Origin of the sequence: Achromobacter sp. 2789STDY5608615, assembly GCF_001298995.1 — a bacterium.
GTDB classification, from domain to species: domain Bacteria; phylum Pseudomonadota; class Gammaproteobacteria; order Burkholderiales; family Burkholderiaceae_B; genus Achromobacter; species Achromobacter insuavis.
This window is the reverse complement of sequence record NZ_CYTY01000023.1, coordinates 6,091-32,258: the sequence shown is the minus strand read 5'-3', so window position 1 is coordinate 32,258 and position 26,168 is coordinate 6,091. Positions and strand designations below refer to the sequence as shown.

The following is a 26,168-nucleotide window of genomic DNA, read 5'->3' as shown; positions in this document are numbered from 1 at the left end:
CAATGTCCTTCCTGTCGTTTCTGCTTGGTCAAAAGAAAACATCCGCTTCCGTCGCCAAGGAACGGTTGCAGATCATCCTGGCCCACGAGCGGGGCCGTGGCGACTCGCCCGACTACCTGCCGCAGTTGCAGCAGGAACTCATCGCGGTGATTTCCAAATACGTGAAGATCAACCCCGAGGACATCAAGGTGCACCTGGAACGCCAGGACACCCTCGAAGTGCTGGAAGTGAAGATCGAGATGCCGCAAAGCGAATCCTGACGCGTTTTCCGCGCGCCGCTGGCCGGCGCCGGATCCGCACGCGATGCGCGCAAAAAAACGCCCGGCAATGCCGGGCGTTTTCGCATTTGGGCGCAGCGCGCCAGCCTGCGCTGGCGACCGCCTGGTTCGCGGTTTAGTGCTTGCCCACCTGATCGCCGATGACGCCGCCGATGGCCGCGCCGCCCACCGTGCCGAGAATGCCGCCGTTGGTGATGACGGCACCCGCCACGCCGCCGAGCGCCGCACCGCCCACCGTGCTTTTCTGGCGATGGCTCATGCTATCCCACGACGAGCAACCCGCCATGGCGGCGGCCATGGCAACAGCGACACAGATTTTGGAAAGAGATGCGATTTTCATGATGAGGCTCCTATTCTTGTCCCCGGGGTCGCACCAAGATCCAGACGCGAGCGCACGATGCCCCTTGTGGGTTTAGAGCCTTCAGGATCGCAAAATATCCCGTCCCGCGCTGTGAAGTTTGCCCAGGAATTGTGTCAAACGGCGAGGGAATCTTTGCGCTTCCCAGGGACAGTGTTGCTGGAACGGACCGCTATTTGACCAGACGTAACACGTCGCGGAAGCGCGCATGCTCGCAGGTCTCCATCCACTCGAAAATCGCCATCTCCGTGGTCACGATCTCGGCGCCGTGGGCGCGCGCGCGGCGCAGCGCGGCATGGTGGTCGGACGGCTTGCGCGAACCCGCCGCGTCGGCCACCAGCACCGCCTTGTAACCCAGTTCGGTCAAACCGATGACGGTCTGCAACACGCAGATGTGGGCCTCGCAGCCGGTCACCAGCACCGTCTTGCGCGCCGCCGGCAGCCACGCATCGAAGCCGCGCTCGCGCGCCGCGGAGAAGTGCATCTTCTGGAACGTGGACTGCACCAGTTCGGCGAGCGGCGCCACCGTGACGCCCAGCATCTTGCTGTGATGCTCGGTGGCCACCACCGGCACCTCCAGCAGCCGCGCGGCCTGCGCCAGCTTGGCGTTGGCGGCCAACACCGCGTCGCCGTCGTGGATCACGGGCATCAGGCGGCCCTGCATGTCGACGATGAGCAGCGTGGAATCGGAGGCTTGCAGCAGCATGGGGGGACTCCTGGAATATTGGGAACCGCTTGAAAAAAACCCGGCACGCAATGGCCGGGTTTTCGGACTGCCAGTCAGGCCAGCTTACTTCAATGCCTTGTAGCGCAGGCGCTTGGGCTTGGCGCCCTCTTCGCCCAGGCGGCGCTTCTTGTCGGCTTCGTACTCCTGGTAGTTGCCATCGAAGAACACCACTTGCGAATCGCCTTCGAAGGCCAGGATGTGCGTGGCGATACGGTCCAGGAACCAGCGATCGTGGCTGATGACCATGACGCTGCCGGGGAACTCCAGCAGCGCGTCTTCCAGCGCGCGCAGCGTTTCGACGTCGAGGTCGTTGGACGGTTCGTCCAGCAGCAGCACGTTGCCGCCGGCGATCAGCGTCTTGGCCATGTGCAGGCGGCCGCGTTCACCGCCCGACAGCTGGCCGACCACCTTGTTCTGGTCGCCGCCCTTGAAGTTGAAGCGGCCCAGATAGGCGCGCGAGGACATCTCGAACTTGCCCACGGTCAGCAGGTCGGCGCCGTCGGCGACCGCGTCGAACACGGTCTTCTTGTCTTCGAGCGCGTCGCGCGACTGATCGACGTAGGCCAGCTTGACGGTCTGGCCGATCTTCACTTCGCCCGAATCCGGCTGCTCGCGGCCCGCGATCATGCGGAACAGCGTCGACTTGCCGGCGCCGTTGGCGCCGATGATGCCGACGATGGCGCCGGCCGGGATCTTGAAGCTGAGGTTGTCGATCAGCAGGCGGTCGCCGTAGGCCTTGCTGACGTTGTTGAACTCGATGACCTCGTTGCCCAGGCGCTCGCCCACCGGAATGAAGATTTCCTGGGTTTCGTTGCGCTTCTGGTATTCGTAGGACGACAGTTCCTCGAAGCGGGCCAGGCGCGCCTTGGCCTTGGCCTGGCGGCCCTTCGGGTTCTGGCGCACCCACTCCAGTTCCTTCTTGATGGTCTTCTGGCGGGCCGACTCGGACGACTCTTCCTGCTTGAGGCGGTCTTCCTTCTGTTCCAGCCACGAGCTGTAGTTGCCCTTCCAGGGGATGCCGTAGCCGCGGTCCAGTTCGAGGATCCACTCGGCGGCGTTGTCCAGGAAGTAGCGATCGTGGGTCACGCCCACGACGGTGCCCGGGAACTTGTGCAGGAACTGTTCCAGCCACTCGACACTTTCGGCATCCAGGTGGTTGGTGGGTTCGTCCAGCAGCAGCATGTCGGGCTTGGACAGCAGCAGGCGGCACAGCGCCACGCGGCGCTTTTCACCGCCGGACAGGTTGCCGACGATGGCATCCCAGGGCGGCAGGCGCAGCGCGTCGGCGGCGATTTCCATCTGGTGTTCGATGTCGTCGGCGCCGCTGGAGGCGGCGGCGGCGATGATGGCTTCCAGCTCGGCCTGCTCGGCGGCCAGCGCGTCGAAGTCGGCGTCCGGCTCGGCGTAGGCCGCGTAGACCTCGTCCAGGCGCTTCTTGGCGGTGACCACCGCGCCCAGGCCTTCCTCAACCGCCTGGCGCACCGTGTGCTCGGGGTTGAGCTGCGGCTCCTGCGGCAGGTAGCCGATGTTCAGGCCCGGCATGGGGATGGCTTCGCCCTCGATTTCGCGATCCACGCCCGCCATGATCTTCAGCAGCGTCGACTTGCCCGAGCCGTTCAGGCCCAGCACGCCGATCTTGGCGCCAGGAAAAAACGAAAGCGAGATGTCACGCAGGATCTGCCGCTTGGGCGGCACGATCTTGCCGGCGCGGTTCATGGTGTAGACGTATTGGGCCATGGGCTCGTATAGGGTAAGAAAGCTGATGAATCGTTGATTGTAGGCCGGAACCCGGACAGGCGTGCGACAGGCGGCCGTTCTACGACGCGGCCCGCGCCCGCCGCCAGCCGGCGAACGGCGCCCGCATCTGCGCCAGCATCACCCCGGCCAGCGCCATCGCGCCGCCGATGATGTGAAAGAGATGCGGCTTCTCGTCCAGGAACACCGCCGCGATCGCCACCGTGCCCACCGGCATCAGGTTCAGAAACACGCTGGCGCGGTTCAGCCCCAGGTGCCGCACGCCCTGCATCCACAGGAACGGCGCGAACAGCGACGGGAACACCCCCGCATAGAGCACCAGCGGCAGGTTGTCGCCATTGATGGGCGAGGCGGGCGCCATCAGGAACCCGGGCAGCTGGAACAGCACGCCGAACGCCACCTGCACGTACAGCGACACCCACGGCCCGACAGGCAGGCCCCAGCGGCGCAGCAGCACGCCGTAGAGCGCGTAAGCCAGCGCGGCCACCCCCATCAGCACGTCGCCATGGTTGGCGCCCACCGACAGCAGCCGCGTCGGATCGCCCTCGCCGATCAGCAGCGCCAGGCCCGCCAGCGACAGCAGGCCGCCCAGCAGCGCCAGCGCCGACGGCCGCTCGCGCAGCACCAGCGCCCCCACCGCGATCGTCAGCAGCGGGATCATCGCGGTGATGATGCCCATGTTGGTCGCCGTCGTGCTGCCGGCCGCCACATAGGCCAGGCCCTGGTACAGCGCCATGCCCAGCCCGCCCAGCACCGCGAACTTGGGCAGGTAGGGCCACACCAGGCGGCGCTGGCGCCACAGGCCGGGCAGCGCGAACGGCGTCAGCAGCACGCCCGCCAGGGTCCAGCGGTAGAAGCCGATGACCGCCGGCGAGATCAGGCCGGCCGCCATCTTGGTCACGATCATGTTGACCGACCAGATCAGCGCCGCCAGCAGCGGGAACATCAGGTAGCGGGCCGGGGTGGCGGGAGAATCTGCGCGCGTCATGGAAATACTGCCAAGCATGGAAAACAAGCGGCCAGTGTAGGAGCTGTCCGACTCGCTGTATATAATGAAAAACCGACAATTCCACGCGAACTTCGGACATGGCCCCCTTTCCCGACCTTGGCCCCGGCAGGCCCTATCCCCTGGCCTGCCGCATCCTGCACTTCCTGCCGAAATCCAGCATCCAGCGCCATCGCTCGCCCTGGGGCGAATTGAATTTCGCCCTCTCGGGCATCATGGAAATCGGCATCGAGGACACGACCTACCTGTCGCCGCCCCACTACGCCATCTGGATCCCGCCGCAGGTCCCCCATTGCTGCCAGAACCAGGCCGAAGTGCATTACGCCTGCATCGACGTCCCCGCCGCCGCCTGCGCCACCCTGCCCGCCACGCCCTGCACGCTGGAAATCAGCCCGGTCATGCGCGCCGTGCTGGCCGACTTCGAACGGCGCGGCGTCGCCTATCCGGATACGCCCGAAGACCGGCGCCTGGCGCAGGTCGTGATCGACCAGATCCGCGTGGCCCGCGCCTACGCCAGCTATCTGCCGTCCACCCACGACGCCACGCTGGCGCCGATTCTCGCGGCCCTGCAGCGCCAGCCTGGCGACAAGCGCGGCGCGGCCCACTGGGCCGCCACCGCCGGCATCACCGAGCGCACCCTGCTGCGCCACTGCCAGCAGCACCTGGGCATGCCCTTCAACGAATGGCGCCAGCGCCTGCGCGTCGTCAGCGCGCTGGAGATGCTCGATGCCGGCCATCCGGTGCAAACCGTGGCGCGCGAACTCGGCTACAGCACCCCGTCCGCCTTCATCGCCATGTTCCAGCGCCTGACCGGCCAATCCCCCGACAGCGCCCGCAAACGTCCCGCCGCGCCGGCCTGACATCCCGCCACGCCGCGCCTGGATGCATCGTCATCCAAGCGCCCGATGCAAGCCTCGCGTGATCGCGAGACAATAGCGTCTGTTTTTTCGTAACGCCGTCCCCGCGGCATCATCGCGCCAGGAACCCCCATGTCCGCCTCCGCCACGCCCCCGCCTTCCCTGACCCACTTCAGCGCGACCGAACTCGACATGCTGGCCAAGACCGCGGACGCCCTCAGCGCCTACCTGGGCAAGCCCGTCCTGGCCGAAGTCGTGCTGGGAGAAGAAGGCACCGAATGGGTCACCTATGGCGTGCCCATCGACGAAAACGCCGAGCCCGACGAAGAGCAGACCCACGTCCAGCTGGGCGGCCCCGGCGCCCGCCTCCTGGGCAACCGCGGCGGCCTGCCCCCGACCGGCGACGACACCTACGACTGCCTCTACCTCTGGGCCATCCAGATCTCACTGAACGAAGGCGAACGCTTCATCAAGCTCGACCACGACGGCGAAGAATCCGCCTGGTCCGACACCCTGGAAGACGTCCTCCCCTTCGCCCTGACCGAGGAACCCCTGCCCGATCCGGACGAGGAAGACGAAGAAGACGACGACGAGGACGAAGACGACGCCCACGACCACCCCCACGACCACAACGACCCCGGCCACCGTCACTGAAGAACAACAAGGCAGGCGGCCGGCCCCAATCCGCCGTCCGCCCACAAACAAAAGGGCTTCCAAAAGGAAGCCCTTTGCCAAAACCACTCCCCCGCCACACCGCCCCGAAAAAAAAGGCAAGCGAGCAAGCCAGCACCACCTCGACGCCCCACCCCTCAGACGCTGCAACGGGCCGCCCGCGCGGCCCCGTTGCAGCAGCCCCGCAAGACCCTCTCCCCCCACGACAGTGCCGGCAAACACGCCAAGCACACCAGTCGCCCCAGCACCCGTCATGAGCCGCTGACGCAAGTCTGTCGCGGCGGTCGGCGGTGGGCGCGGGGCGTGTAGATGCGCCCGACGGAATCCGAAGGCAGCCGCCGCAGGCGGCAACGAGGATGAGGAAGGGGCAGTCCGGAGCGAACGCTCCGGACCGCAATCGTAGCCCCGCGCCCGCCGCCGACCGCCGCGACAGACGCCTCAAGAACTCAAACAACCCACAAGACTAAGACAGCAAAAGATCACCCCGCAATCCGCCCCTCCTCCACCGCATGGCAAGCCACAACCGCCAGCTCCGCCACCCGAGCCACAGGCGCCTCCGCCCTGCACCGCTCATTCGCATGCGGACACCGAGGATGAAACGTGCACCCCGACGGCGGATTCAACGGATTCGGCACTTCCCCCGCCACCGCCGTGCGCGGCTTCCCGGTCCCATCGATATCCGGAATCGCCTCCAGCAGCATCCGCGTATACGGATGCCGCGGCCGCGCGAACAGCTCATCGCGCGGCGCCACCTCCACCATCCGCCCCAGATACATCACCCCGACCCGATCGGCCACGTGATGCACCACCGCCAGATTGTGCGAGATGAACAGGTAGGTCAGCCCCAGCTCGCGCTGCAGATCCTTCATCAGGTTCAGCACCTGCGCCTGCACCGACACATCCAGCGCCGACGTCGGCTCGTCGCACACCAGGAACTCCGGATTCACCGCCAGCGCCCGCGCGATCGAAATGCGCTGGCGCTGCCCGCCCGAGAACTGGTGCGGATAGCGGCTCTGGTCGGCCGGATCCAGCCCCACCTGCTTGAGCAGATCGCCGACCCGCGCCGTGCGCTCGGCCGGCGTCATCTTCGTGTGCGTCAGCATCGGCTCGGCAATGATGCGGCCGACCCGCCAGCGCGGATTCAGGCTCGCATACGGATCCTGGAAGATCATCTGCAGCCGCTTGCGCAGCTCGCGCCCGCCCGGCTCCGACATGCGCGACAACGGTTGGCCGTCGAAGCGGATGTCGCCGCGGGTCAGGCCATACAGCCCCACCAGCATGCGCGCCACCGTCGACTTGCCGCAGCCCGACTCGCCCACCAGCGCCAGCGTCTCGCCGCGCTTGATCTCGAACGACACGCCGTCCACCGCGCGCAGCATCACCCGCGGCTTGCCCGCCAGCTTGCGCTCCAGCCAGGGCGGCGACACATCGAACCAGCGTGCCGCGTCCTTCACTTCCACCAACGGCGTGCTCATGTGGCCACCTCGACTTCGTTTTCATGCAACCAACAGGCCGCGCGGGACGTGCCCGCCGGCATCAGCTCGGGCCGGTCCTGGCCGCAGCGCGGCAGGCGCCGCCCGCAGCGCGGATTGAAGGCACAGCCCGGCGGAATCGCGTTCAGCCGCGGCATGCTGCCGTCGACCTGCACCAGCCGCTCGGCATGTCCCTGCAGCGACGGGATCGATCCCATCAGCCCCGTCGTATACGGATGGCGCGGCTGGTGGATGACGTCGCGCACGGGGCCGATCTCGGCCACGCGTCCCGCGTACATCACCGCCACGCGGTCCGCCGTTTCCGCGATCACGCCCATGTCGTGCGTGATCAGCATCACCGCCGTGCCCTGTTCGCGGCACAGGCGCTTGAGCAGCTCGATGATCTGCGCCTGGATCGACACGTCCAGCGCCGTGGTCGGCTCGTCCGCCACCACCAGCTTGGGCTCGGCCGCCAGCGCCAGCGCGATCACCACTCGCTGCCGCATGCCGCCCGAGAACTGGTGCGGATAGTGGTCGATGCGCTCGCGCGCCGCCGGGATGCCGGTGGCCGCCAGCAGCTCGACCGCGCGGTTGCGCGCCTGCGACCAGCTCATGTCCAGGTGCGTCACGATGGTCTCGGCCAGTTGCCGGCCCACCGTGTACAGCGGATTCAAGGAGGTCAGCGGGTCCTGGAACACCGCTCCGATCTCGCGGCCGCGCACGCGGCGCATCTGCTCGTCGGGCAGGTTGTCGATGCGCCGGCCCGCCAGCAGGATCTCGCCGGCCGCGATGCGGCCGGGCGGTTCCAGCAGGCCGATGATCGACGCGCCGGTCAGCGACTTGCCGGCGCCCGATTCCCCCACCACGCCCAGGACTTCGCCCGCCTGGATCGAAAAGGACACGTCGTCCAGGGCGCGTAGCGTGCCGCGGCGCGTCGGAAACTCGACGCGCAGATTGCGGACTTCAAGTAATGCGCTCATGGGTATATCTCTAATTCAGGCGTGGATTCAATGCGTCGCGCAGCCAGTCACCCAGCAGGTTGACCGACAGCACCAGCAGCACCAGCGCCGCGCCCGGGAAGATGGTGATCCACCATTCGCCGGAAAACAGGAAATCGTTGCCGATGCGGATCAGCGTGCCCAGCGACGGTGCCGTCGGCGGCACCCCCACCCCAAGGAACGACAGCGTCGCCTCGGTGATGATGGCGGTCGCCAGGTGCACGGTGGCCAGCACCAGCACCGGCCCCAGCACGTTGGGCAGCACGTGGCGGAACATGATCACGGGCGAGGCCACGCCGATCACGCGCGCCGCCTGCACGTACTCGCGGTTCTTCTCCACCAGGGTCGAGCCGCGCACCGTGCGCGCGTACTGCGGCCAGCCGGCCAGTGCGATGGCGCCGATCAGCACCGGGAACGCGATGATCTCGTGCAGCTCGCGCGGCACCGCCGCGCGCGCCACGCCGTCGATCAGCAGCGCGATCAGGATCGCCGGGAACGACAGCTGCACGTCGGCGATCCGCATGATGAAGGCATCGATGCGCCCGCCCGCGTACCCCGAGATCAGCCCCAGCACGATGCCGATCAGCATCGACAGCAGCACCGAGGCCAGGCCGATCAGCAGCGACACGCGGGTGCCGTACAGGATCGCCGAATACAGGTCGCGTCCCTGGCTGTCGGTGCCCAGCAGATAGGTCGACTGGCCGTTGGGCGACCAGGCCGGCGGCAGCAGCGCGTCCAGCAGTTCGACCTTGGTCAGGTCGAACGGATTGTGCGGCGCCACCCAGCCGGCCCCGAAGGAGCCGATCAGCAGGGCTGCCAGCAGCACGGTGGCGACGATGGCCACGGGGGCCCGGCGCCAGGCCCAGGCAATATCGCTGTCCCACCAGCGTTTCATCACGGCGCGCATCAGTGGCCACCTCCGCCGCGGGTCAGCCCGGAACGCAGGCGCGGGTCCACGACAAAATACAGAAGATCGACGATCAGGTTGATCACCACGAACACCAGCGCGATCAGGCACAGGTACGCGGCCATCACCGGCACGTCGGCGAATTGCACCGCCTGGATGAACAGCAGCCCCATGCCGGGCCACTGGAACACCGTCTCGGTCACGATGGCGAAGGCGATGATGCCACCCAGCTGCAGGCCGGTGATGGTGATGACGGGCACCATGGTGTTCTTGAGCGCGTGGCCGAAATGGATGGCGCGACGCTTCAGGCCGCGGGCGCGGGCGAACTTGATGTAGTCCGAACGCAGCACCTCCAGCATTTCCGAACGCACCAGCCGCAGCACCAGGGTCATCTGGAACAGCGACAGCGTGATCGACGGCAGGATCAGGTGCTTCCAGCCATTCGCGGTGAACAGGCCGGAGGTCCACCAGCCCAGCGCCACGGTATCGCCGCGGCCGTAGCTGGGCAGCCAGCCCAGCTGCACCGAGAACACCAGGATCAGCAGGATGCCAATCAGGAAGGTCGGCAACGACACGCCCAGCAGCGAGCCGGCCAGCAACAACTGCGACAGCAGGCTGTTGCGCTTGAGCGCGGTATACACGCCCAGCGGCACGCCCACCACCAGCGCCAGCAGGGCCGCCACCAGGGACAGCTCCAGCGTGGCCGGCAGGCGCGATTTGAGCAGGGTCGAGACCGGTTCGCTCTGGCGCAGGGAAATGCCGAAATTGCCTTGCGCGGCGTTGGCCACGAAGTGGCCGAACTGGACGATGGCGGGCTCGTTCAGCCCCAGGCGCTCACGCAGTTCGATGCGCTCGGCATCGGTGGCGTCCTGCCCCAGCATGATGGTGACAGGGTCGCCGACGTATTGAAAAAGCACGAAGGCCAGTAGCGCGACGGTGAGCATCACCGCTACGGCCTGCAACAGGCGACGCAGTATGAAAGCAAACATAGGCGGGAAAGGCAAAACGGCGAAGCCCCGCGGGGCTTCGCTGTCTGATTAGCCGGAAGGGCGGGGTCAGTCGACCTTGACCCAGTCGGCAACGAGGCGGTTGTCCGCGCGGTGGATCACCGACACGTTCTTGCGCATGGCCCAGGGGATGACCTGGTCATGCAGCGGGATGTGGCCGAATTCCTGGGCGTGGACTTCCAGCACCTTGCGGATGTCGGCGTCGCGCTTGGCCACGTCGGTTTCCGTCTTGATGCGGTCGATGACCGCGTCCAGGTCCTTGTTGCTGTAGTTGCCCAGGTTGTACATGCCGTCCGCGCCCTCGCCCTTGGTGCGGATCAGGTTCTGCAGCGTGTACATGGCGTCGAACGTCGGCACGCCCCAGCCGAACAGGTAGGCGCTGGTGTCGGAGTTCTGCACCTTGGGGAAGTAGGTCGAACGCGGCATGGCGTTCATGGTCGCCTTCACGCCCACCTTGGCCCACATGCCGACCACGGCCTGGCAGATGGCCTCGTCGTTGATGTAGCGGTTGTTGGGACAGTCCAGCGTGAAGTTCAGGGTGCCGTCATAGCCGGCATCCTTGAGCAGGGCGCGGGCCTTCTCGGGATCGTAGGGCACGCGCTTGTGCAGCGATTCGGCCCAGCCGTGGACCTGCGGCGCGATCATGGTGCCGGTGGGCGCCGACAGGCCGCGCATCACGGCGCGCTTGATGGCGTCGACGTCGATGGCGCGGTACAGCGCTTCGCGCACGCGGATGTCCTGGAACGGGTTCTTGCCCTTGATGCTGGAGTACTGCAGCTCGGGACGCTTCTGGTCCAGGCCCAGGTAGATGGTGCGGTATTCGTTGCCCTCGACCACCTTGGCCGACTGGCGCAGGCGGTCCAGGTCCTGGGCGGCCGGATCCAGCACGAAGTCGATCTCGCCGGACAGCAGCGCGGCGGTGCGGGTGGCGTTCTGCTTGATCGGGGTGAACACCACTTCGGTCACGTTGCCGACCTTGTTGGCCTGGTTCCACCAGCCCTTGTTCTCTTCGAACACGGTGCGCACGTCGACTTCGCGCGACTTCAGCTTGTACGGGCCAGTGCCGTTGGTGTTGCGGGCGCCGAAGGTCTCTTCCTTGTTGACGAAGTCCTGCGGCTTGGCGATGTTGTTCTTCTCCGACCAGGCCTTGTTCATGATGAACACGTTGGGCAGCTGGCGCAGCAGCACCGGGTTGGGCGCCGAGGTCTCGATCTCGACCGTCAGGTCGTCGATCTTGCGCGCTTCCTTGATGCCGGTGGTGTAGGCCTTGTAGTTCGAGGTGGGCGCCATGGCGCGGTGCACCGAGAACACCACGTCGTCGGCCGTGAAGGCGGCGCCGTCGTGGAACTTGACGCCGGGGCGCAGCTTGAAGCGGTACAGCGTGGGCGAAACCTGCTCCCACTCGGTTGCCAGGCGCGGCACCACCTTGAAGTCCTTGTCGTAGTCCACCAGCGGTTCATAGACGTAGCTGTTGGCGGCAATCGTCATGCCTTCGTTCTGCGAGTGCGGATCAAAGGTGAGGATGTCGCCCTGGGCGGCCCAACGGAAGGTCTTGGCCTGCCCGATCGAGGGCACGGCCACGGCGGCGGCGATCGCGATGGCAATCAAAGTGCGGCGCATAGGTTTAACTCCTGACTATAGTCTGAATACCGGCGCGATATTGCCTAGGCCCAAGACCCGCGTCAATTAAGGGTTTATGCGTACCGGAGGGGGTTTTCAGAGGAGAAACATATTTAGGGACGTATAAAAATATGACAAAAAAATCGATCATCCCTTGATATAAACACTGTTCGCCCGGCCGGACCGGCCGCCATACCGGCGCCAGCCCCGTCCCGCGCGGCCGGAGCGCCCCTATTCGTCGGCGTCCAGCGGCAGGTCGAGCGGCACGTGCTCGGCCATCAGGCGCCGCAGCATGTCGATCAGCAGCGCCGCCTGGTCCTCGCCGAACGGCGCCAGCACCGCCTTCTGGTGCTGCATGGCCTGCTCGCACAGCGCGCCGATCAGGTGGCGGCCCTTGGTGGTGATGACCACGCGCGTCTGGCGGCGGTCGGCGCGCACGCCGCTGCGCGCCACCAGCCCCTCGGTCTCCATGCGCTGCACCACCTTGCTGAGCGTCGGCTGCTTGGTGATCGCCAGCACCGCCAGGTCGCCGATGGTCTCGCCGGCGCTGCCCTCCAGGCTGGCCAGCACCCGCCATTCGGTGACCGACAGGCCGGCGGCCTTCACCTGCTGGTGGAACTCCGCCGAGATGCGCTGGCTGGCCTGCGCCAGCAGGTAGGCCAGGTAGTCGTCGACGAACCGCGCGCCACTGGCCTGGGTCCCGTTGCCCTGCTTGTCCGACCGCATGTTGTTCCGCTCCCACGCATCAATAGTGAATAGACGACCCGAGGCCGGCAGGCGCATTGCACCACGGCGGCGCAAACGCGCGCCATGACGCGGCGCAATGCTGTTGCGCAGCACAGGGTATACCCCGAATCGCGACCCGTTTTTGCACCATGAAAGCGCCTTTTCAGCGCCTTCAGGCTAGAGGACAACCAGTATATACACCCTTGTTTTCGCGTGATATTTTTTTGATTCCATGAAATTTCATCTTTTTTGTTGACAGCTAAAACGTTGACTCCTAAAGTATTTTTCAGAGCGAAATTTCGTGACATGGGCGTGCTGCGCAGCAGCATGGCTTCGGGACCCGGATGCCGATCCGCGTGGAGGAGTTCGAGATGGCTGAAAGGTCTTTCAAGAAAGAAGTCCAGCAGTTGCGCATCGGCGCGGGCGAGGAGTTCCGCGGCGAGGGGATTCTCGCGGTCACCAAGGCGCTGCTGCAGTCCGGCGTGGGCTATGTCGCGGGCTACCAGGGCTCGCCCATCTCGCACCTGATGGACGTGCTGGCCGACGCCAACGACATCCTGCAGGAACTCGGCGTGCACTTCGAGGCCAGCGCCTCGGAAGCCACCGCCGCCGCCACGCTGGCCGCCTCGGTCATGTACCCGATCCGCGGCGCGGTCACCTGGAAATCCACCGTCGGCACCAACGTCGCCTCCGATGCGCTGGCCAACCTGGCCTCGGGCGGCGTCACCGGCGGTTCGCTCATCATCGTCGGCGAGGACTACGGCGAAGGCTCGTCCATCATGCAGGAACGCTCGCACGCGTTCGCCATGAAATCGCAGATCTGGCTGCTCGATCCGCGCCCCAACCTGGAAAGCATGGTCAAGGCGGTGGAAGACGGCTTCGCGCTGTCGGAGGCCAGCAAGACGCCGGTGATGCTGCAATTGCGCATCCGCGGCTGCCACGTGCACGGCCGCTTCATCGCCAAGGACAACCAGCGGCCGGCGTTCTCGCTGGCCCAGGCGCTGGAAAGCCCGGCGCGCGACACCAGCCGCATCGTGCTGCCGCCGGCCTCGTTCCTGCACGAGCAGGAAAAGATCAAGGAGCGCTGGCCCGCCGCCATCCGCTATATCAAGGAACACAAGCTCAACGAGCACTTCGACGGCGACCAGGACGACATCGGCCTGATCCTGCAGGGCGGCCTGTACAACGGCGTGATCCGTTCGCTGCAATTGCTGGGCCTGGCCGACAACTTCGGCAATAGCCGCATCCCGCTGTACGTGATGAACGTGGCCTACCCCGTCATCGAGGACGAGGTCATCGACTTCTGCCGCGGCAAGCGCGCCGTGCTGCTGCTGGAGGAAGGCCAGCCCGACTACCTGGAACAGGCCCTGCACGCGGTGCTGCGCAAGGCCGGCGTCGATACGAAACTGTCCGGCAAGGACGTGTTGCCGATGGCCGGCGAATACACCACCCAGGTGATGCGCGACGGCCTGCGTGAATTCCTCAAGCGCGAACGCCCCGAATCGCTGCAGACCCATCCGGCCGTGGCCGCCGACGCCGGCGCCGCCGAGCCCGCGCTGCAGGTCACCGAGATCACGCGGCCCAAGCCCGCGCCGCGTCCGGCCGAGCAGCCCATCACCTTCCACAAGCACGTCGCGGAACTGGCCGCCGTGGTGCCGCCCCGCCCGGCCGGCTTCTGTACCGGCTGTCCGGAGCGGCCGATCTTCTCGGCCCTGACGCTGGCGCAGGAAAAGCTGGGCCAGCACCATATCTCCTGCGACATCGGCTGCCACCTGTTCTCGATCCTGCCGCCGTTCAGCCTGGGCGCGACCACCATGGGCTACGGCCTGGGCGCGTCCAGCGCCGCGGCCTTCAACGTGCCGGCGGCCAAGCGGCCCATCTCGATCATGGGCGACGGCGGCTTCTGGCACAACGGCCTGGCCTCGGGCATCGGCAACGCGGTGTTCAACAAATACGACGGCGTCATCGTCATCGTCGACAACTTCTACGCCTCGGCCACCGGCGGGCAGGACATCCTGTCCTCGCGCGCCGAGAATCCGGACCGCTCCACTAACAACCCCATCGACCAGGCCGTGCGCGGCGTGGGCGTGAAGTGGGTGCGCACGCTGGACCGCACCTACGACGTGGCCAAGGTGCGCGCCACCATCGAAGAAGCGCTGACCACCGACATCAAGGGCCCCAAGGTCATCATCGCCCAGTCGGAATGCATGCTGAACAAGCAGCGCCGCATCAAGCCGCTGTTCAACCAGGCGGTCAAGGCGGGCAAGCGCGTGGTCAAGGAACGCTTCGGCGTCGACCCCGACGTCTGCACCGGCGACCACGCCTGTATCCGGCTGTCCGGCTGCCCGTCCCTGACGGTCAAGGACAGCGGCGATCCCCTCAAGGAAGATCCGGTCGCCCACGTCGAGAGCAGCTGCGTCGGCTGCGGCAACTGCGGCGAGGTGGCGCACGCCGCCGTGCTGTGCCCGCCCTTCTACCGCGCCGACATCGTCCACAACCCCAGCGGCCGCGACCGTTTCCTGGCGCGCCTGCGCCAGGGCGTGATCGGCTACCTGCAGCGCCGCCGCGAAGCGCGCCTGGCCAAATTCGCCCTGTGAGGACCCGCCCCATGAACCCGGTGGCATTGCAGCAAGGCACCCCCATCAAGATCGCCATCCTGGCCATGGGCGGCCAGGGCGGCGGCGTGCTGGCCGACTGGATCGTCGACATGGCCGAGCACGCCGGCTGGTGGGCCCAGACCACCTCGGTGCCGGGCGTGGCGCAACGCACCGGCGCCACCATCTATTACCTGGAACTGCTGCCCGAGTCCGACGTGACCCGCGCCGGCCGTCCGCCCGCGCTGGCGCTGATGCCCACGCCGGGCGACGTCGACCTGGTGGTGGCGGCCGAGCTGATGGAAGGCGGCCGCGCCATCCAGCGCGGGCTGGTCACGCCCGACCGCAGCATGCTGATCACCTCATCGCATCGCAGCTACGCGGTCAGCGAGAAATCGGCGCCCGGCAACGGCATCGCCGATCCCAACAAGGTGCTGGAGGCCGGCCGCGCCGCGGCCCGCCGTTTCCTCTGCTTCGACCTGCAGGACCTGGCCGACCGCGCCGGCAGCGTCATCAGCGCCAGCCTGTTCGGCGCCGTGGCCGGCAGCGGCGCGCTGCCGTTCTCGCGCGACGACTTCGAGGCCACCGTGCGCCGCGCCGGCGTCGGCGTGGACGCCAGCCTGCGCGCCTTCGCGCTCGGCTTCGAGGCCGCCGACCAGGCGCCCGCGCAGCCGGCCGCGATCGACCTGACGCGGCCGGTGCCCGCCGTGCCCGAGCGCGCCGCCAGCCCGAAGGCGCAGGCCTTGCTGGACCGCATCCAGCGCGATTTCCCCGCCTGTGCGCAGCCGATGCTGACGGCCGGCGTGCGCCGCCAGATCGAGTTCCAGGACCTGGCCTATGCCGAGGACTACCTGGCCCGCATGGCCGCGATCCGCGAACTCGACGCGCGCCACGGCGGCGACGCCAGGCAATGGGCGCTGACCTGTGCCGCCGCGCGCTACCTGGCCACCGCCATGGCCTATGACGACGTGATCCGCGTGGCCGACCTGAAGACGCGCGGCAGCCGCTTCGAGCGGGTGCGCGCCGAAGTCGGCGCCAAGCCGGACCAGCTGGTCTACACCACCGAATTCATGCATCCGCGGCTGGAGGAAATCTGCGGCACGGTGCCGGCCGGGCTGGGCCGCTGGCTCGAACGGTCGAAAGCCTTCGGCGGTTTCGTCGAACGCCGCCTGGGCAAGGGCCGCCGCATGCAGAGCGGCACGCTGGGCGGCTTCCTGATGCTGTACACGCTAGCCGGCATGCGGCGCTTCCGCCGCCGCACGCTGCGCCACCAGATCGAATCCGCGGGGCTGACCCAATGGCTCGACCTGATCGCCAGCCTGGCGCCGCGCGACTACGACCTGGCGGTCGAGACCGTCAACTGCCGCCGCCTGGTCAAAGGCTACAGCGACACCCACGTGCGCGGCGGCGGCAAGTACCGCCAGCTGATCGCGGCCGCCGCCCAGCTGGCGGGCCGGCCCGATGCGGCCGCCTCGCTGCGCGCCCTGCGCCAGGCCGCGCTGGCCGACGAGAAATGCGGCCCCATGGAACGCCAACTGGCCGAAAAACTGGCCGCCTGACATCGAGATAGAGACGAACGCCGTGCAAACCCTGAAACTCATCGTCCGTGAAGTCCGGCAGGAATCGCCGTTGATCCGCTCGCTGCGCCTGGCGCGCGAAGACGGCGGCGCCCTGCCCGCCTTCGGCCCCGGCGCCCACCTGAAGGTCAGCGTGCCCGGCCTGCGCGAACCGCGCTGCTACTCGCTGGTGCAACTGGCGCCGGAAGCCGGCCGCTTTGCCGAACCCGTCGAATACCGCCTGGGCGTGCGGCTGGAGGAAGCCAGCCAGGGCGGATCGCGCCACATGCACGGGCTGGCGGTGGGCGACACGCTCAGCGTCGAAGGCCCGAAGAACGATTTCCCGCTGCACGAGGCCCCGGCCGGCGACGAGCCGGTGGTGCTGATCGCCGGCGGCATCGGCATCACGCCGGTGGCGTCGATGGCCGCGGCGCTCAAGTCCGCCGGCCGCGCCTTCGAACTGCACTACAGCGGCCGCAGCCGCGACCAGCTGGCGTTCCTGCCGGAACTGCAGGCGCTGGCCGGCGACGCGCTGGTGCCGCACGCCGACGACGACGCGACCTGCCGCTTCGACCTGAAGGCGCTGCTGGACGCCGCCCATCCGCGCCAGCACCTCTACGTCTGCGGCCCCAAGGGCCTGATCGACGCCGTCATCCAGGAAGCGCGCGCGCGCCACTGGCCCGACGCCCACATCCATTTCGAACTGTTCGCCAGCGCCGCGCCGCAGGCGGGCGACCAACCCTTCGAGGTCGAGCTGCGCCAGTCCGGCCGGGTGCTGACCATCCCCGCCGACAAGACCATCGTCGACATCATGGAAGAAGAAGGCTGCGACCCGATGTACGACTGCAAGCGCGGCGAATGCGGCGTGTGCCAGGCCACTGTGCTGGAGGGCGAGCCGGACCACCGCGACTACTACCTGTCGGATACCGAGAAGGCCAGCGGCAAGATCATCCAGATCTGCATCTCGCGCGCCAAGTCGGCGCGCCTGGTGCTGGACCTGTAGGGCCGGGCGCGACAAGAGGAGACCACCATGGCCAAATACCGCGACACCCCCGACGCCATCCGCGCCCTGTTGCGCGAGACCGAGGTGCACAAGGACCTGTTCATCGACCCGGAACTGTTCGACCTGGAAATGGAACGGCTGTACGCCAACACCTGGGTCTTTGTCGGCCACGACAGCCAGGTGCCCAATCCCGGCGACTACATCACCACCACCGTCGGCAACCAGCCGGTGGTGATGGTGCGGCACAGCGACCGCTCGGTGCGCGTGCTGCACAACCGCTGTCCGCACAAGGGCACCATGGTGGCGGGCGACGCCTGCGGCAACACCGGCAAGTTCTTCCGCTGCCCGTACCATGCCTGGACCTTCAAGACCGACGGCAGCCTGCTGTCGATCCCGCTGAAGAAGGGCTACGAGAACACCGGCCTGGAGCAGTGCGAGGCCAGCCAGGGCATGGCGGCGGTCAAAGACGTGCGCAACCATCGCGGCTTCGTGTTCTGCCGCCTGAACCCGAACGGCCAGTCGTTCGAGGACTTCTTCGGCGACGCGCTGTCGACGCTGGACAACATGGTCGACCGCTCGCCCGAGGGCCGGCTGGAAGTGGCCGGCGGCGTGCTGCGCTACATGCACCGCTGCAACTGGAAGATGCTGGTCGACAACCAGACCGACACCTGCCACCCGATGGTGGCGCACGAATCGTCGGCCGGCACCGCCGTCAAGGTCTGGGAGCAGGCCCCGGCCGGCACCCCAAAGCCGATGGCGGTGGAACTGTTCGCGCCCTTCATCTCGCCCTACGAGTTCTTCGAGAACATGGGCATCCGCGTCTGGGAAAACGGCCACGGCCACACCGGCGTGTCCGATTCGATCCACGCCGCCTATTCGGGCATTCCGGGTTACTGGGAGTCGATGGTCGCCGCCTACGGCGAGGAGCGCGCCCACCAGATCCTGGGCGACGTGCGCCACAACACCGTGTACTTCCCCAACATCATGGTCAAGGGCCCGATCCAGACCCTGCGCGTGTTCAAGCCGATCGCCGCCGACCGCACCCTGGTGGAATCGTGGACCTTCCGCCTGGTCGGCGCGCCCGACCTGCTGCTGGAACGCACCCTCATGTACAACCGCCTGATCAACGCGCCCACCTCGGTGGTCGGCCACGACGACCTGGAGATGTACGAGCGCGCGCAGGATGGCCTGCAATCGCGCGCCCGCGACTGGGTCAACGTCGGCCGCCTCTACGACCCGGCCGAGCTCAGCCAGAAGAACGTCACCACCAACGGCACCAACGAATGGCAGATGCGCAACCAGTACCGCGCATGGGGCCGCTACATGACGGAGCAGGCATGAGCTTTAGCGACCGCGACCTGATCGATTTCGTCTACGCCGAGGCGCGCCTGCTCGACGAGCTGCGCTTCGAGGACTGGCTGGAGCTGTACGCCGACGATGGCTACTACTGGATGCCGCTGGCCCACGGCCAGACCGACGCCCGTCTGCATGCCTCGCTCATGTACGAGGACAAGCTGCTGCTGCGCGTGCGCGTCGAGCGCCTGGCCGGCCAGCGCACCTTCTCGCAGCAACCCAAAAGCCGCTGCCACCACCTGCTGCAGGCGCCCACGGTCGAGCACGACCATCCCGATTCGGCGCCGGACCAGGGCCGCCACGTGGTGCGCACCGCCTTCCATTACGTCGAGACGCGGCAGGACGCGCAGACGCTGTACGCCGGCTGGGCCACGCATTACCTGGTCGAGCAGGACGGCGCGCTGCGCATCCGCCTCAAGCGCGTCGACCTGGTGAACTGCGACGCCGCGTTCGGCAACATCCAATTGTTCATGTAGGAGCGGCTTGTGAGCACCACCGTCCACCAGGCTTTCCTGGACACCGCGGCCCGGCATGGCGCCCGGCCCTTCCTGTGCATCCTGCCGGAAACCGCCGACATCTACGGCATCGGCGCCGGCGAACTGGGCTATGCCCAGGCCGCCGCCGCCATCGAGACGCTGCGGGCGGCCTACGCCCGCGCCGGCTACGGCCACGGCCATCGCGCCGGCCTGCTGCTGGAAAACCGGCCGGCCTTTTTCCTGCACTGGTTCGCGCTGAACGCGCTGGGCGTGTCGGTGGTGCCGATCAACCCCGACCTGCGCGCGGCCGAACTGGAGTACCTGACGGGCCATTCCGAGATCGCGCTGGCCGTCGCCCTGCCGCAGCGCCACGCCGACCTGCTGGCCGCCGCCGAGCGCGCCGGCCGGCCGCTGCGCGTGATGGGCCCCGACGATGCGCCGCCCGCCGCGCCCTTCCCCGCGCCGCTGGCGGGCACGCCCGACGAACTGACCGAATGCGCGCTGCTGTACACGTCCGGCACCACCGGCCGCCCCAAGGGCTGCATCCTGCCGAACCGCTATTTCCTGCACGCGGGCGGCTGGTACGCCCGCATCGGCGGCCTGGCCGAATTGCGCCCCGGCGAGGAACGCATGCTGACGCCGCTGCCGCTGGTGCACATGAACGCCATGGCCTATTCCGCCATGGCCATGGTGCTGACCGGCGGCTGCCTGATCCCGCTGGACCGCTTCCATCCCAAGACCTGGTGGGACAGCGTGCGCGATTCCGGCGCCACCGTGCTGCACTACCTGGGCGTGATGCCGGCGATCCTGATGAAGGCCGAACCCTCGGCCCGAGACCGGCAGCCGGCGATTCGCTTCGGCTTCGGCGCCGGGGTCGACCGCAAGCTGCATGAACCGTTCGAGGCGCGCTTCGGCTTCCCGCTGCTGGAAGCCTGGGCCATGACCGAGACCGGCGCCGGCGCCGTCATCATCGCCAACCAGGAGCCGCGCCACATCGGCAGCAGCTGCTTCGGCCGCGAAGAGGACGACGTGGCGGTGCGCATCGTCGCCGACCACGGCGGCGAGGCCGCCGCCGGCGAGCCGGGCGAGCTGCTGGTGCGCCATGCCGGCGATGACCCGCGCTACGGCTTCTTCGCCGGCTACCTCAAGGACGCGGACGCCACCTCGCAGGCCTGGGAAGACGGCTGGTTCCACACCGGCGACATCGTGCGCCGCGAGGCCGATGGCGCGCTGCGCTTCGTCGACCGCAAGAAGAACGTGATCCGCCGCAGCGGCGAGAACATCTCGGCGGTGGAGGTCGAAAGCGTGCTGCTGCAGCATCCGCTGGTCAAGGCGGTGGCGGTGGCCGCCGTGCCCGACCCGGTGCGCGGCGACGAGGTGCTGGCCTGCGTGGTGGCGGAAACCGCGCCCGCCGACGCCGCCGCCCGCGACGATGCGGCCCGCGACATCGTGCAATGGAGCCTGCAACAGCTGGCCTACTACAAGGCGCCCGGCTACGTCGCCTTCGTCGACAGCCTGCCGCTCACCACCACCAACAAGATCCAGCGCGGCGAAATGAAGACGCTGGCGCCGACGCTGCCCGGCACCGCCCGCTGCGTCGACACCACCGCCATGAAGAAGCGCCAGGAGCCGGCCCGATGACCCCGACGCGCGCCCGCTACGACGGCGTGGTGGCGGCCCTGCCCGTCAGCATTCCGTATGAGCGCTACTCCACCCATGCCGCGCATTGGTGGCTGGGCCGCGCGCTGGGCGCGCTGATCCGCCAGGCCGGCATCGCCAAGACCGACGTCGACGGCCTGTGCGTGTCCAGCTTCACGCTGGCGCCGGACACCGCCGTGGGCCTGACGCAGCACCTGGGCATGAGCCCGCGCTGGCTCGACCACATCCCCATGGGCGGCGCCAGCGGCGTGGCCGCGCTGCGCCGCGCCGCGCGCGCGGTGCAGGCGGGCGACGCCGGCATCGTCGCCTGCATCGCGGGCGACACCAACCAGGTCGACTCGTTCCGCAACACCGTCAGCCAGTTCTCGCGCTTCGCCCAGGACGCCGTCTATCCCTATGGCGCGGGCGGCCCCAACGCCAGCTTCGCGCTGCTGACCGCGCACTACATGCGCAGCACCGGCGCCACCCGCGAAGACTTCGGCAAGGTCTGCGTGGCGCAGCGCGACAACGCCCTGCGCTATCCGCACGCGCTGATGAAGAAGCCGCTGACGCTCAGGCAGTACCTGGACGCGCGCGTCATCACCGACCCGATCCACCTGTTCGACTGCGTCATGCCCTGCGCCGGCGCCGACGGTTTCCTGGTGATGAGCGAAGACCGGGCGCGGGCGCTGAACCTGCCCTACGCCCGCATCCTGTCCACCATCGAGCGCCACAACGCCTGGATCGAGGACCCGATCCAGACCCGCGGCGGCTGGACCATGGACATCGACGAACTCTACGGCATGGCGGACGCGGCGCCGGCCGACATGGACTTCCTGCAGGCCTACGACGACTACCCCGTCATCAACCTGATGCAGATGGAAGACCTGGGCTTCTGCGCCAAGGGCGAGGCGCCCGGGTTCGTGCGCGCCAACACCTTCACCGTCGATGGCAGCTTGCCGTTCAACACCAATGGCGGCCAGCTGTCGGTGGGCCAGGCCGGCGCCGCCGGCGGCTACCTCGGCATGGTCGAGGCGCTGCGCCAGCTGACCGGCACGGCCGGCGGCACCCAGGTGGCCGACGCGCGCCTGGGCCTGGTCAGCGGCTTCGGCATGATCAATTACGACCGCGGCCTGTGCACCGCCGCGGCCATCCTGGCCAGGAGCGACGCATGACCGAGCCGCTAGCCAAGCCGCCGCGCAAGAACCCCGTGGCGCGCACGCGCCAGCCGACCCTGCCGCCCGGCGCCCGCAGCCGCGCCGCCCTGGGCTTGACGGCCGCGGCCGCCGAAGGCCGCTTCGAACTGCAGGCCTGCGCCGATTGCGGCGCGGTGCAATATCCGCCGCGCGAGGTCTGCGGCCACTGCCTGTCGGAACGCCTGCCGTGGCGGCCGGTGGATCCCGACGGCGTGCTGCTGGTCAGCACCACGCTGCATCACAGCAACGACCTCTATTTCCGTGAACGCCTGCCGTGGCGGGTGGGCACGGTGCGCATGGACGCCGGCCCGTCGGTGGTGGCGCACGTGCACCAGGATTGCGCCGACGGCGCCCGCGTGCGGCTGGCGCTCAAGCTCGACCGCAGCGGCCAGGCCGTGATGATCGCCCTGCCCGAAAGGAATACGCCCAATATGGAAGACGACAAGACCCTGCGCGAGACCTCGTGCGATCCGAAATTCCGCCGGGCGCTGGTCACCGACGGCAAGTCGGCGGTGGGCCAGGCGGTGGCGCGCGCCCTGCTCGACGCCGGCTGCCCGACCGTGTTCCTGGGCGACCCGCAGGCCTGGCGCCGCGACGCCGCCTTCGACGCGCTGGCGGCCGATCCGCGGGTGCAGGCGCTGGCGCTGGACGTGACCGACAGCGACTCGGTCGAACGCGCCGCGGCGTCGATCGGCGGCAAGGTCGAGATCCTGGTCAACACCGCCGACCTGGAACGCGAAGGCGGCCTGCTCGGCCGCAAGGACGTCAACACCGCGCGCGACGCCCTGGACGTCAACGTGCTGGGCCTGATGCGGCTGGCGCAGGGCTTCGGCCCGGCGCTGTGCGGCCGCGCCGCCGACGGCGTCAACAACGCCACGGCCTGGGTCAACGTGCTGTCGATCTACGCCCACGTCAACCTGCCGGCGCGCGGCATGTGGTCGGCCTCCAAGGCCGCCGCGCTGTCGCTGGCGCAATGCCTGCGGGCCGAGCTGCGGCCGGCCGGCGTGCGCGTGGTGAACGTGTTTCCCGGCCCGGTCGACCACGAATGGGAGCAGCGCACGCCGCCCCCACGCGTGGCGCCCGCGGCCATCGCCGGCGCCATCGTGCGCGCGCTGAAGGAAGGCGTCGAGGATGTGTACGTCGGCGACGTGGCACAGGAATTCCGCGCGCGGCTGGCGGAGAACCCCAAGGGACTGGAACGAGAACTGGGCGCCTGACGGCGGCCGCCGTGCCCGACGAGACGAAAACCAAAGGAGCAACAGATGAGCCAACCCATACTTGCGCAATTCATGACCGAACTGGTGTCGGGCCGCATCCGCCTGGTGGACCTGACCGAGACGCTGACGCCCGAATTCCCCACCATCGTGCTGCCGCCGGAATTCGGCCAGGCCTGGCCGTTCCGCATCGAGGAAATCTCGCGCTATGACGAGCGCGGCCCGGCCTGGTACTGGAACAACTTCTCCTGCTCCGAGCACACCGGCACCCACTTCGATGCGCCGGTGCACTGGGTCACCGGCAAGGACCAGCCCGACAACACCGTCGACACCATCCCGGTCGAGGCGTTCATCGCCGGCACCAGCGTCATCGACTGTTCGGCCGAGGCGCGCGACAACCCCGACTTCCTGCTGACCATCGACTTCGTCAAGAAGTGGGAGGAAAAGCATGGCCGCATCCCGGCCCGTTCCTGGGTGCTGATGCGCACCGACTGGTCCAAGCGCGCCAAGCCGGCCGAATACCTGAACATGAAGGAAGACGGCGCCCACTCGCCCGGCCCCGACGCCGAGGTGGTGCCATGGCTCATCAAGGAACGCGACGTGCACGGCTTCGGCACCGAATCGGTGGGCGCCGACGCCGGCCAGGCCCATCACCTGAATCCGCCCTACCCCTGCCACTACTTCATGCACGGCAACAACCGCTACGGCCTGCAGTGCCTGACCAACCTGGACCAGCTGCCGCCCACCGGCGCCGTGATCTTCTCGGCGCCGCTCAAGATCCGCAGCGGCTCGGGCAGCCCTCTGCGGGTGCTGGCGCTGGCGCCGCGCGCCTGAGCGGCGGCGGATAACTAAAGAACACAGGGGGATCCACCATGACGCACACCAACGTCGCCATCGTCACCGGCGGCAGCGCCGGCATCGGCGCCGAAATCTGCCGCAGCATGCTCGACGCGGGCTACGAAGTAATCTCGATGGCGCGCCGCGCCGCCGACTTCAGCCACCCGCGCCTGCACAACGTGCAGGTGGACCTGCTGGACGCCGACGCCACGGCCCAGGCCGGCGCCGAGATCGCGGCGCGCTTTCCGGTCAGCCATGTCATCCACAACGCCGGCGTCATCTGGCCCAACCTGCTGCCGCAGGTGACCCAGGAGGAACTGCACGGCCTGACCCAGATTCACCTGGGCGCGGCCATCAGCCTGGTGCAGGCGGCCCTGCCCGGCATGCAGGAGCGCCATTTCGGCCGCATCGTCATGATGTCCTCGCGCGGCGCGCTGGGCCTGCCCACCCGCACCGCCTATTCGGCCACCAAGGCCGGCATGGTCGGCATGGCGCGCACCTGGTCGCTCGAACTGGCGCCCTACGGCATCACCGTCAACGTGGTGGCGCCCGGCCCGATCCAGACCGACATGTTCTACGAAGTGATCGAACCCGGCAGCGAACGCGAAAAGCAGCTGGCCAACGGCATCCCGGTCAAGCGCCTGGGACGCTCGGACGACGTGGCGCGGGCGGTGATGTTCTTCGCCGACCCGGCCAACAGCTTTGTCACCGGCCAGACGCTGTTCGTCTGCGGCGGCGCCAGCGTCAGTTCCATCACCATCTGACCGGCGTCCCACGCATCCGCTTCGGGTTTTGACGGATAGGTAAGCACGCAGACCGCGTCTACAGTGCAGTGCCAGAAAGTTGAAGCCAAAAGCAATTTCCGCGGTATCCGTTTTCTCCGTTTTCCAGCCGCACCCACTCTGCCCCCTATCCGGAGGTTTTGCCATGCTGTCGAAGAAACTCCCCCTGGCCGCCGCCGTGCTGGCCACGCTGGTCTCCCTGCCCGTCCTGGCCCAGGTCAAGGTCGGCGTGGTCACCTCGTCCACCGGCCCCACCGCGCTGGTCGGCATTCCGCAAAAGAACACCGTGCCGCTGCTGCCCAAGAAGATCGGCGACCTGACCGTGGAATACATTTCGCTGGACGACGCCAGCGATTCCACCAACTCGGTCACGGCCTTCAAGAAGCTCATCACCGAACAGAACGTGGACGCCCTGATCGGGCCGTCGGGCTCACCCAACGCCATGGGCGTGATCCAGTTCGCCGCCGAGGCCGGCGTGCCGATGCTGGCGCCGGTGGGCACCGCCGCCGTGGTGCTGCCGATGAACGAGCAGAAAAAGTGGGTCTTCAAGACCACCCAGAACGACGACATCATCGCCCGCGCGCTGGTCGACCACATGGCCAAGACCGGCATCAAGACGGTCGGCTTCATCGGCCTGAACGATCCCTATGGCGAGAACTGGTACAAGGTGTTCTCGGCCATGGCGGCCGAAAAGGGCATCAAGCTCACCGCCAACGAACGCTACCTGCGCTTTGACAGCTCGGTCACCGGCCAGGCGCTGAAGATCCTGGCGGCCAAGCCCGACGCCGTGCTGATCGCCGCCCCCGGCGCCGCCAGCGTGCTGCCGCAGACGACGCTGTTCGACCAGGGCTACAAGGGCAAGTTCTACCAGACCCACGGCGCCGCGCTGCCCGACTTCCTCAAGCTCGGCGGCAAGAAGGTCGAAGGCACCGTGCTGGCCGCCAGCCTGATGCTGGTGCTGCCGGAAATGCCCGACAGCAATCCGTCCAAGAAGGTCGCCAGCGACTACATCGCCGCCTACGAGAAGCTCAACGGCTCCAAGCCCGCCACCTTCGGCGCCAACGTCTACGACGCCGGCCTACTGCTGGAAAAGGCCATCCCGCTGGCCGAGAAGGCCGGCAAGCCGGGCACCAAGG

24 protein-coding genes are annotated in these 26,168 nt (G+C 67.9%); 14 read left to right on the top strand and 10 right to left on the bottom strand.

Annotated features, from left to right (window positions below; translation table 11 throughout):
• Positions 1 to 2: 2 nt before the first annotated feature.
• Complete coding sequence (gene minE, locus AOZ49_RS19740) at positions 3 to 260, top strand: cell division topological specificity factor MinE (protein WP_006393143.1); 258 nt, start codon at positions 3 to 5, stop codon at positions 258 to 260.
• Between the two features lie 133 nt (positions 261 to 393).
• On the opposite strand, the gene AOZ49_RS19735 is transcribed toward minE, so the two are convergent.
• The 4 genes from AOZ49_RS19735 to AOZ49_RS19720 form a co-directional block, all read right to left on the bottom strand.
• Positions 394 to 618 (bottom strand): glycine zipper 2TM domain-containing protein, encoded by a 225-nt coding sequence (locus tag AOZ49_RS19735; RefSeq protein WP_006388976.1) that lies wholly within the window; start codon positions 616 to 618, stop codon positions 394 to 396.
• A gap of 190 nt (positions 619 to 808) precedes the next feature.
• Complete coding sequence (locus AOZ49_RS19730; RefSeq protein WP_054432878.1) at positions 809 to 1,342, bottom strand: isochorismatase family protein; 534 nt, start codon at positions 1,340 to 1,342, stop codon at positions 809 to 811.
• Positions 1,343 to 1,426: 84 nt separating this feature from the next.
• Positions 1,427 to 3,100, bottom strand: a complete 1,674-nt coding sequence (ettA, locus tag AOZ49_RS19725; protein WP_054477289.1) for an energy-dependent translational throttle protein EttA — start codon at positions 3,098 to 3,100, stop codon at positions 1,427 to 1,429.
• A gap of 79 nt (positions 3,101 to 3,179) precedes the next feature.
• Positions 3,180 to 4,106, bottom strand: a complete 927-nt coding sequence (locus AOZ49_RS19720; RefSeq protein WP_082380506.1) for a DMT family transporter — start codon at positions 4,104 to 4,106, stop codon at positions 3,180 to 3,182.
• A gap of 98 nt (positions 4,107 to 4,204) precedes the next feature.
• On the opposite strand from AOZ49_RS19720, the gene AOZ49_RS19715 reads away from it, so the two are divergent.
• Positions 4,205 to 4,984, top strand: a complete 780-nt coding sequence (locus tag AOZ49_RS19715) for an AraC family transcriptional regulator (protein ID WP_054432877.1) — start codon at positions 4,205 to 4,207, stop codon at positions 4,982 to 4,984.
• 129 nt (positions 4,985 to 5,113) lie between these two features.
• The gene (locus AOZ49_RS19710; RefSeq protein ID WP_054432876.1) at positions 5,114 to 5,635 is read left to right on the top strand and encodes a hypothetical protein; all 522 of its coding nucleotides are present in this window, start codon (positions 5,114 to 5,116) and stop codon (positions 5,633 to 5,635) included.
• 497 nt (positions 5,636 to 6,132) lie between these two features.
• Here the strand turns inward: AOZ49_RS19710 and AOZ49_RS19705 are convergent, their stop codons facing one another.
• From AOZ49_RS19705 to AOZ49_RS19680, 6 genes are all read right to left on the bottom strand, one after another.
• Positions 6,133 to 7,128, bottom strand: a complete 996-nt coding sequence (locus tag AOZ49_RS19705; RefSeq protein WP_054477287.1) for an ABC transporter ATP-binding protein — start codon at positions 7,126 to 7,128, stop codon at positions 6,133 to 6,135.
• Entirely contained in the window at positions 7,125 to 8,105 is a 981-nt protein-coding gene (locus AOZ49_RS19700) for an ABC transporter ATP-binding protein (protein ID WP_054477285.1), read from the bottom strand. The genes AOZ49_RS19705 and AOZ49_RS19700 overlap by 4 nt, the downstream gene beginning before the upstream one ends.
• A gap of 10 nt (positions 8,106 to 8,115) precedes the next feature.
• Entirely contained in the window at positions 8,116 to 9,030 is a 915-nt protein-coding gene (locus AOZ49_RS19695; RefSeq protein WP_054432874.1) for an ABC transporter permease, read from the bottom strand.
• A complete protein-coding gene (locus tag AOZ49_RS19690) occupies positions 9,030 to 10,019 on the bottom strand; it encodes an ABC transporter permease (RefSeq protein ID WP_054416501.1) in 990 nt (329 codons plus the stop codon). Before AOZ49_RS19690 ends, AOZ49_RS19695 begins: the two co-directional genes overlap by 1 nt.
• A gap of 66 nt (positions 10,020 to 10,085) precedes the next feature.
• Positions 10,086 to 11,657, bottom strand: coding sequence for an ABC transporter substrate-binding protein (locus AOZ49_RS19685; RefSeq protein WP_054432873.1), 1,572 nt, complete (start codon positions 11,655 to 11,657; stop codon positions 10,086 to 10,088).
• 231 nt (positions 11,658 to 11,888) lie between these two features.
• A complete protein-coding gene (locus tag AOZ49_RS19680; protein ID WP_054432872.1) occupies positions 11,889 to 12,383 on the bottom strand; it encodes a MarR family winged helix-turn-helix transcriptional regulator in 495 nt (164 codons plus the stop codon).
• Between the two features lie 371 nt (positions 12,384 to 12,754).
• Here AOZ49_RS19680 and AOZ49_RS19675 point away from each other — a divergent pair, with 371 nt between their 5' ends.
• The 11 genes from AOZ49_RS19675 to AOZ49_RS19625 form a co-directional block, all read left to right on the top strand.
• A complete protein-coding gene (locus AOZ49_RS19675; protein WP_054477339.1) occupies positions 12,755 to 14,980 on the top strand; it encodes an indolepyruvate ferredoxin oxidoreductase subunit alpha in 2,226 nt (741 codons plus the stop codon).
• Between the two features lie 11 nt (positions 14,981 to 14,991).
• Positions 14,992 to 16,536 carry an indolepyruvate oxidoreductase subunit beta family protein gene (locus AOZ49_RS19670; RefSeq protein WP_054477283.1) on the top strand — a complete coding sequence of 515 codons (1,545 nt, stop codon included), beginning with the start codon at positions 14,992 to 14,994 and terminating at the stop codon, positions 16,534 to 16,536.
• Between the two features lie 22 nt (positions 16,537 to 16,558).
• Positions 16,559 to 17,536, top strand: coding sequence for a PDR/VanB family oxidoreductase (locus AOZ49_RS19665; protein WP_054432870.1), 978 nt, complete (start codon positions 16,559 to 16,561; stop codon positions 17,534 to 17,536).
• A gap of 27 nt (positions 17,537 to 17,563) precedes the next feature.
• The gene (locus AOZ49_RS19660; RefSeq protein WP_054477280.1) at positions 17,564 to 18,877 is read left to right on the top strand and encodes an aromatic ring-hydroxylating dioxygenase subunit alpha; all 1,314 of its coding nucleotides are present in this window, start codon (positions 17,564 to 17,566) and stop codon (positions 18,875 to 18,877) included.
• Entirely contained in the window at positions 18,874 to 19,365 is a 492-nt protein-coding gene (locus tag AOZ49_RS19655; RefSeq protein ID WP_054477278.1) for an aromatic-ring-hydroxylating dioxygenase subunit beta, read from the top strand. The genes AOZ49_RS19660 and AOZ49_RS19655 overlap by 4 nt, the downstream gene beginning before the upstream one ends.
• A 9-nt stretch (positions 19,366 to 19,374) precedes the next feature.
• Positions 19,375 to 21,006, top strand: a complete 1,632-nt coding sequence (locus tag AOZ49_RS19650; RefSeq protein ID WP_054432867.1) for an AMP-binding protein — start codon at positions 19,375 to 19,377, stop codon at positions 21,004 to 21,006.
• Positions 21,003 to 22,178: a thiolase family protein gene (locus AOZ49_RS19645; protein WP_054432866.1), complete on the top strand. Its 1,176-nt coding sequence runs from the start codon at positions 21,003 to 21,005 to the stop codon at positions 22,176 to 22,178. The genes AOZ49_RS19650 and AOZ49_RS19645 overlap by 4 nt, the downstream gene beginning before the upstream one ends.
• Complete coding sequence (locus AOZ49_RS19640) at positions 22,175 to 23,416, top strand: SDR family NAD(P)-dependent oxidoreductase (RefSeq protein WP_054432865.1); 1,242 nt, start codon at positions 22,175 to 22,177, stop codon at positions 23,414 to 23,416. The genes AOZ49_RS19645 and AOZ49_RS19640 overlap by 4 nt, the downstream gene beginning before the upstream one ends.
• Before the next feature lie 45 nt (positions 23,417 to 23,461).
• Positions 23,462 to 24,247: a cyclase family protein gene (locus AOZ49_RS19635; RefSeq protein ID WP_054477276.1), complete on the top strand. Its 786-nt coding sequence runs from the start codon at positions 23,462 to 23,464 to the stop codon at positions 24,245 to 24,247.
• A gap of 38 nt (positions 24,248 to 24,285) precedes the next feature.
• Positions 24,286 to 25,014 (top strand): SDR family NAD(P)-dependent oxidoreductase, encoded by a 729-nt coding sequence (locus AOZ49_RS19630; protein WP_054477274.1) that lies wholly within the window; start codon positions 24,286 to 24,288, stop codon positions 25,012 to 25,014.
• Between the two features lie 163 nt (positions 25,015 to 25,177).
• Positions 25,178 to 26,168: ABC transporter substrate-binding protein (locus AOZ49_RS19625; protein WP_054477270.1), on the top strand; the 991-nt coding region annotated here is incomplete at its 3' end.